This is a genomic window from Parapedobacter koreensis, from assembly GCF_900109365.1.
Classification (GTDB): domain Bacteria; phylum Bacteroidota; class Bacteroidia; order Sphingobacteriales; family Sphingobacteriaceae; genus Parapedobacter; species Parapedobacter koreensis.
The window spans coordinates 957,565-964,737 of the sequence record NZ_FNZR01000001.1 but is presented as its reverse complement, the minus strand read 5'-3'; the positions used below and the strand labels follow the sequence as shown (position 1 = coordinate 964,737).

The following is a 7,173-nucleotide window of genomic DNA, read 5'->3' as shown; positions in this document are numbered from 1 at the left end:
GCGGCTTACTTTGTAAAGGCTATCCTGCATATCCAGGCTGTCCAACATGTCCAGCATGATGTATTTTTTCTCTTGCCCCATGGCACCAGCTGCAGTTCCGCAGCACCAGCCGATAAGCAGCCATTTTAGTATGATATTCATTATCATTCAATTAGTTATCACATAGTTTTCGGCAGTTTATCATTAAGCAGTGGAACCACCATAGAGCTAATCTTTTTCAGATATTATAGTGAAACGTAAATAGCAGCTTCGCATAGGTGATCAGTATGCTATGGTATGGATTTCTTGCGCTGAGCTCTTCAATTACCGTATTCAGCGTCTGGCTGTCCAACCAGGGAAACTTTTGCGGCATGCAGGTTTCGTATACGTTATCGCAAAATTCATTTTCGCCGTTATTTATAAAGATAAGGTCACCATACACATACCGGTCACCAATTTTGGTCAATGACATGCGATATACGGCAAAAAACCCAAAGATACTTATCAGGAAAACATACCGCTCATCGCTTTGTTCACGTTCGACTAGTATACGGAAACATCTGTGTAAATCGGATGCATAAAATTGCGACCAATCGCTTGTTTTCCAGTTAGGATATTGCTGATGGAAGCACGCGATAAATGTGGAAGGAAAATCGGGGTTTTGAGCAAGGAAATCTTCAATTTTCTGAAGGATCAACTCTCTTTTGGGTGATTGTTCTGCATAGATGTAATCCCGGTCAAAATATTCCTCTGTTATCTCTTTTAAGGCATCCATAGTGTTATTGACAGCTCGTCGAGGAAATCGGTGGTTGTTGGTGTAATTCCGCTTGTGTGAAAGTTATGTGTCACAGTCGACCCTGGAATTATCGCTTCTAAATGAATTTTAGCTAACTCGGCAATGTCATGCCGAACATACTGTCATAGTAGCACTTCAGCCCGCCTATTGCCAATGCAATGTTATCTGCCGTTTTTCTTTTATCGCTATTTAATCATTGTTGAAAGTGTCCCGAAAAAATTGCTAAAATTATGTGACAAAATAGCCAATAAAATACTTTTACTTTTAAAAGTTATCCAAGCCCAAATATAGCCTGCAAATCCTGTTTGAAAAAAGTAAATTGGGTCAAAATCTATCGAATAGTTCTTATCCAAAGTTAATGCGTGCATAAATCCAAAAAGAATGGAAGTGATTAAAATACTCGGATTCCCTAAAAATGATATTTTTTCCTTCAATGAGCTTAATAAAAGTCCGAATAAAATTCCTCTGAAAAACATTTCTTCATCAATCCCTGGAAGTGAAATTTGAAAAGCCAACGTTTCGAAATCAAATTTTGAATTACCAAGTAGAAACCAAATAAGGGCCGACAACATAATGATTGAAACGGCTCCAATCAAAGCTCTTTTAAAACCTTTTTTATTTTGTTTGAAAGTAAAAAAGTCGTTTTCTTTAAAGAACTTTCTGAAAATAAAGTAAGCTGTAATTGCCCAAATCATACCAAAAATTTTCCCATCCCAATTCCAGCTGCTTTTTATAAAATCAAATATTGGGTTTATTTTTGGTAAAACGAGTGCGATTTGATAAATGATATAACAAATTGTAAAAACAAAGACTCGCTGAAAATTTAATGCCGATTTTTCTTTTAGTAAAAAAATGATAAAAGGAACTAAAATCAGAACTTGTATAATCGGTTCAAGAAGTAATTTAATCATTGGCTTTTTGGCAAATGTGCTGAAAAAAGTTATTCGATAAAATGCAAAGGGATGTTTGTCAAGAAAATGTGGTGTTTGTCAAACTATGGTTATCAGTTATTTACTATGTTTTTAACTTCTTCCATATACTTGCGGGACACAGACACTTCAACATCAATGTTTTTTAATTTCAGCTTGTAACCTTGTGCATTGCCTTTGATGTTTTTCACCTTTTTCAGATTCACGATAAATGAGCGATGACAACGAAGAATATTCTCGGATTTTATTTGTTCTAAAGTTGATTTTAGTGTAGTTCTAATCAGGATTTTTTTTATTTCTGAATTGTCCTCGTAATAAAAAGTACAATAATTATCGGTTGATTCTATAAAATACAAATCATTTTCATTCACCACAAATTCGTTTATGATGATTTTATTTTCGGAAGTTAATTCATCGGTTACTTTTTTTGACGTTATCTTCTCCGATAGTTCAGAAGCGATTTTTTTATTTTGATTACTTAGATAAATAAACCTTGTAAGCATATAAACGGAACAAATCGGAATCGCTATGCTCAAAGTATAAAGGAACATATATACAAAGTTCAGAAAACTCAAATCGACTTTGCTAATCAATAAAGTATTATATAAATAGCCAAGTACGGAACATAGAAAAATAATACACGTTACTTTAAGTGTTTCCTTTCCTAAATTCCATTCTTTTAATATATTTAGTGAAAAAAGGTTCACCAAATAAAATACAGTAAAGACAATAAAAAAGTAAGGAAATAAAATTTTAAAGAGTTTTAAATTGGGAATTGTATTTGTTCCAAAAGGTTGAAAAACCAATAGGAAAAGATAAACTGAAATGCCAGTAAAAATTGAAGAAATGAATATTTCTTTCTTTGATTCAGATTTTGGATAAGATAAATCAAATATCATTCTTCTTCTTTTGTGGTACGGTTTTCATAAAATGGCATATAACTCCTAAATACACGCAACATCCTACTTCGTTCAACTGTTGAAAACGCGATATAAGACATGCCATAATTTTGGGTGTACCCCTTTTGAAGCAGCAGTTCGTTAATGCGGACTACGATATCCGCATATTGCCGTACGAAAATCCGGGTTTCTTCCGGAGTTTCCGCTAAAATTTCCTGTGCAACTTTGCTTCTCATAACATGGTCGATTTAAACCAAGGGGTAATCTTCGTTAAAATCCCTTGGAAGGAAAATTCCTTTAATGCAATTTGGGTTTCTGACACAGATTTGAATGTGGTCTTTTTCGCGGAAACCAGCATTGGGGTACAATTCCTTCCCTTCCCAAAGACGCCTTTTACACTGTCAAACTGAGGGAATCCACCGTTTTCTCGCGCTTTGTGCAAAGCTTCAATTACAGCGCAATCCAATTCTCGGAGCATCAATGTGCCTCTGGAATACATAGGTGTTTATAATGCTTGGTTCGGTTGCCCTTTTCGGTAATGACACCTAACTCAACCAAAAATTTCTTAGCTGACTCCGGGGTTTTAGAAACCTCTTCCTTGTATTTTTCCAAATAGGCGATAAATTTTTCCGTATCCCTATCCTTAAAAACTTGTGGCTTCTTTGTCATGACCTCTGCGATTTGATATATTGTAAATATAAGTAAAGTGGTGCATAATAGCAATAGCCGCGCCTTACTTCCCAGCCAAACGAAGCACCTTCTTTCCAGCATCCGTGGTGTAGTAGGCTTGGCTTTATCGTGTTTGCTTGAAATATGGAAAACGCTGGAACAGTTACCGATGGTCTTTTCAGCAGATTCAAGAATTTATCCGGGAGAGTGGCAGAAAATAGCCTTTTATGCAGTCGATATTGCGGATGCAGATTTGGATATGGTCTTTTTCGCGGAATCCCGCCGTCGGATAAAGTGGATTCCCCTCCCAAAATACACCACGAACAGAATCGAATTCTTTATTGCCGATATCTTCCATTAGTTCGTGCGTCCATTCTATGACAGCACAATCTAGTTCACGCTGTAGTAGGTCAAGCGTGTTTCCTTTGTTTCGGGGCAAATGCGAATCTGCTACCTTTCCGTTTGCTCAGCTGGGTAGCCCATTCCAATGCCCTGCCGGGACTGTTATCCCAAAAATAGATGCCATGGCCAAGCCAATCGTAACTGTTGTTTTTTGATTTTAGGTCGCTCTTGCCATTCAGGACGTCCTGAACAATGGTTTCATCAGTGCCGGTGGAATCCAAGAACTAACCCTGTTCTTGAGGTATACATAGATGTTTATAAGGTTTGGTCAAATTACCCTTTTTGGTAAAAATGCCAGCCCTGACCAGAAAATCTTTGGATTTTTCCTTGTCTTTGAAAAGCTCTTTTGTATAAGCTTTCATTTCTTTTATTAACCGATCCACTTCCTTATCTGTCATGGCTAATGCGATTTGGTATGTTACAATTATAAGCAAAGTGGTGCATAATAGCAATAACGATTCCTATCACTTCCCTTGCTTGTTCCCCGCATCCCGATTGGCTTTGGCTACGGCAATAAATCCGGCCTTGTCACCAAAGGTTCGTTTGCCGCTAGCACGTTCTTTCCGGCTTCCGTTGTGTACCTCCTCGCATTTATATCTATGCAGGCGGCAAAAACCCAAATCAAAATTCATTGCATGAGGCCAGGTTGTGCTGGTTAAGGTAAAAGATTGCTGGCTAATTTCCAAATGATTATGAAAATCGCAACAAAGGTCTTGCTTATGAGATTTATCCGGTTTTTAAATATCAACCCATTGCCAAATTTTTTTCGCAATTAAATGCGTTCTCTCATGTAACTGTTGAAAGCCTCCTTAACAACATCCCTATTCCTTCTTCAACCAATAACAGAAGCTCCGAATACCGGTACAATTCCATCAGGGTGCTTTTTGATTAATTTATCGTATACGTTCAATTGTTTAGAGGTAATACCTGCACTCATTTCTGCAAGACCATTTCCATCCACTTCTTTTAAGAATAATTCATGTATAGGCAACGTCCCCCACATTGTTGTCCGGTACTCATCGGTGTAGAATAAGGGGGCTGGAGATCCGTTCCGTTTCATTTCTTTTAAGGCTTTTGGGATACCCGTACACTTGCCTTCCGTTAATTTCAGTTCCTTTAAAATATTGTCGATCTGCCGTTTTCGGTACCTGCGGATGTTGGTCCGGCCTACTTGCATATTTTCGATCTTAATGGCGTCTGGGCCTCTGGGCCGGGGTGATTAATCATTCAACCTCCCAATACCCGCCGGTCCTGGGCGCTCCCCGGAACTCAATCTTTTTTTCCTTTCTCAAGATTTCCAACCATCTTTGTACGGATCTCGTGGGTGCGTTCATCTTGTCTACAAAGAATGGCACTCTATTGCCGGGGTGTTCGGATATCAGACGTAATAAATCATTTACTACGCCACTTACTACGCCACTTACTACGCCACTTACTACGTCCGCCATGTCTCCTACAAATTCTGGATGAATCCTCAATATCACTTGGAAGTAACTCCGGTCTTCATCCGTCTCAAATTCTGCTTCCGGAGAGCTATTGTTTCCCTAATTTGATATGATAACAATATTTCCAATTCATGAAAAATGGTCTTGATTAATTCGGCTTGTGTTGTTCTATAAGATAGTTCGCTATTTGTATTGCCTTGTCCACATACAGTATTCTGTTTGGTTAAAACTGTTAAAGTCATCAATATTTTTGGTGTTGAATGAATGAGTGACAGATGCGAGGAATAATGAAATTAGGATGATGTTGAAGTTTATTTGCTTTTATCCTAACATCGTTATATCTTTGTTGTGTAATTAAGCAAAACGAGATGGCACAACAATCAACAATAGAGGAACTTGAAAAACTGAAAGCGGAGCTTCTTTCAAAGGTTCATAATATCGATCAGACCATCCAGCTCTTAAAAGTCATGTCAAATGATACAAACGACAAACTAATAAACAGGTCAAATGTAGTGCAGCTACAAGACGATTCAATTAATAGCAAGGACAAAGAATTGATCAGCCGCTATAAAGATTATGATAAAAACGCTACGGTAAAAATGAAAGTTGTGACAGTTTTAAAAACTGAGAACAGATTTCTGCATTTACGTCAAATTGCTAAAATCCTTCATTTATTGGAGCCAGATACATCCGAAAAGGATTTTGTGACCAAACTATATACAGCGGTTTCTAAGTTAAAGTCGTCTGGAGCTATTGTAAAATACGCTATTGGAGCTTCGAATGTGAACACATTTTGGGGGAGTAAAAATTGGCTAGATGATAAAGGAGAGCCAAAATCTGAGCATAAATACGATGAGGACGCAGTTACTAAGTTTAACCCAGAAGTGATAGAGATATAAAAAAAACCAGATACCGCAGGTATCTGGTAATGAACTTTTCCAGAAGGAAATAGTGAGGCAATCGTATACCTCACGAACCTCACAATGCCGCCATCTCATTAATGGTTTCTCATTAGACGTAAGGGTGTTGTGAGGATTTCCTATTACAAATGTAGGGATTTAATCAGGATATGCAAGCGGACACATCGATTATTTCACTAGCAGCTGACCAAAGTCGAACGTTTGCTTACTCCTCTACAAATACAAACCGTACAATACATGCTTATCGGTTTAGGTGAATTACTCTAAGCAATACATAAGCCACAAAATCACCCTGTCGCTTGCTTTGTTTGGCTATGGCGTTCTTTATTTCGGTTATCTCAAGGCGTGTGTCCGTTGTGGGCACAGGTTAGTGTTACATTTGGTAGGTGATTCAGCCAGCTTATTCTATCAATTTATTCCGTTCCATCCGATCCCTCGCTTCCACGAGGATGTTATGAATCTTCTCTTCCAGTTGTTTTTTCGGCGGTAATTCCGTCCAGTACTCTGCTACCATGATACCGTCTTTGTGCATCTCCAATAGTTCCGCCTGTTCTCGGCTACTTTCGGCGCAAAGAATCAAGCCCACTGGCGCGAACTCCCCCTCTTTCCGTTCATAACGATCAAGCCATTTTAAATACAATTCCATTTGGCCTTTATGCTTTGCTTCAAATTTGCCGAGCTTCAATTCTATAGCGACAATCGCTTTAGATTGCGGTGGTAAAAAAGCAAGTCCAAATAGAAATCCTCCCCATCGATTATCATCCGCTTTTGTCGTTCAACAAATGCAAAGCCTTTCCCCAATTCCAGTATAAAGGCTTCTAATTCGCGCAGGATGGCATTTTCCAAATCCTTTTCCAGATAGGTGTTTTGTAAACCCAAAAAATCCAAGAAATAGGGGTCTTTGAAGTTGTTGTGGATGGCCGGATGCTTACTTGTGTTTTGGAGATTCGCTATCGAGGTGCGCTCAAACTCCTTAGCAGCAATCCGTTTGCGCAAATCTCGTACACCTAATGTTTGGGACGCGGCAACTTGCGCATAAAAGAGTTTGGCATCAGGGTTCTTGAGTGGCAATAACGCGATAAAATGTGACCAACTTAATTGTCGTGACAGCGTAACGACAATTTGCCCGCCGTA

Annotated in this window: 11 protein-coding genes and 1 pseudogene; 2 read left to right on the top strand and 10 right to left on the bottom strand. The window is 38.5% G+C overall.

The window, feature by feature from the left end:
- Window positions 1-217: 217 nt before the first annotated feature.
- From BMW65_RS04005 to BMW65_RS03980, 5 genes are all read right to left on the bottom strand, one after another.
- Complete coding sequence (locus BMW65_RS04005; RefSeq protein ID WP_090602906.1) at window positions 218-754, bottom strand: hypothetical protein; 537 nt, start codon at window positions 752-754, stop codon at window positions 218-220.
- Window positions 755-960: 206 nt separating this feature from the next.
- Window positions 961-1,686 (bottom strand): CPBP family intramembrane glutamic endopeptidase, encoded by a 726-nt coding sequence (locus BMW65_RS04000; protein ID WP_090602904.1) that lies wholly within the window; start codon window positions 1,684-1,686, stop codon window positions 961-963.
- Window positions 1,687-1,778: 92 nt separating this feature from the next.
- Entirely contained in the window at window positions 1,779-2,603 is an 825-nt protein-coding gene (locus BMW65_RS03995) for a LytR/AlgR family response regulator transcription factor (RefSeq protein ID WP_090602902.1), read from the bottom strand.
- On the bottom strand, window positions 2,600-2,839 hold the full coding sequence (locus BMW65_RS03990) for a hypothetical protein (RefSeq protein WP_090602901.1): 240 nt from the start codon (window positions 2,837-2,839) through the stop codon (window positions 2,600-2,602). Before BMW65_RS03990 ends, BMW65_RS03995 begins: the two co-directional genes overlap by 4 nt.
- A 241-nt stretch (window positions 2,840-3,080) precedes the next feature.
- Window positions 3,081-3,272 (bottom strand): hypothetical protein, encoded by a 192-nt coding sequence (locus BMW65_RS03980; RefSeq protein ID WP_090602898.1) that lies wholly within the window; start codon window positions 3,270-3,272, stop codon window positions 3,081-3,083.
- Between the two features lie 37 nt (window positions 3,273-3,309).
- On the opposite strand from BMW65_RS03980, the gene BMW65_RS24055 reads away from it, so the two are divergent.
- Window positions 3,310-3,633: a hypothetical protein gene (locus tag BMW65_RS24055; protein ID WP_177180986.1), complete on the top strand. Its 324-nt coding sequence runs from the start codon at window positions 3,310-3,312 to the stop codon at window positions 3,631-3,633.
- Window positions 3,634-3,898: 265 nt separating this feature from the next.
- On the opposite strand, the gene BMW65_RS24050 is transcribed toward BMW65_RS24055, so the two are convergent.
- The 4 genes from BMW65_RS24050 to BMW65_RS03965 form a co-directional block, all read right to left on the bottom strand.
- On the bottom strand, window positions 3,899-4,072 hold the full coding sequence (locus tag BMW65_RS24050; RefSeq protein ID WP_177180985.1) for a hypothetical protein: 174 nt from the start codon (window positions 4,070-4,072) through the stop codon (window positions 3,899-3,901).
- Between the two features lie 66 nt (window positions 4,073-4,138).
- Window positions 4,139-4,306, bottom strand: coding sequence for a hypothetical protein (locus BMW65_RS24045; protein ID WP_177180984.1), 168 nt, complete (start codon window positions 4,304-4,306; stop codon window positions 4,139-4,141).
- Between the two features lie 200 nt (window positions 4,307-4,506).
- Complete coding sequence (locus tag BMW65_RS03970; RefSeq protein WP_090602896.1) at window positions 4,507-4,851, bottom strand: hypothetical protein; 345 nt, start codon at window positions 4,849-4,851, stop codon at window positions 4,507-4,509.
- A 46-nt stretch (window positions 4,852-4,897) separates the two neighbouring features.
- Window positions 4,898-5,122, bottom strand: coding sequence for a hypothetical protein (locus BMW65_RS03965; protein WP_090602894.1), 225 nt, complete (start codon window positions 5,120-5,122; stop codon window positions 4,898-4,900).
- 365 nt (window positions 5,123-5,487) lie between these two features.
- Here BMW65_RS03965 and BMW65_RS03960 point away from each other — a divergent pair, with 365 nt between their 5' ends.
- A complete protein-coding gene (locus BMW65_RS03960; protein ID WP_090602892.1) occupies window positions 5,488-6,018 on the top strand; it encodes a hypothetical protein in 531 nt (176 codons plus the stop codon).
- Between the two features lie 421 nt (window positions 6,019-6,439).
- On the opposite strand, the pseudogene BMW65_RS24525 reads toward BMW65_RS03960, so the two are convergent.
- Window positions 6,440-7,110 (bottom strand): annotated as a pseudogene (locus BMW65_RS24525) (PDDEXK nuclease domain-containing protein).
- Window positions 7,111-7,173: the final 63 nt, after the last annotated feature.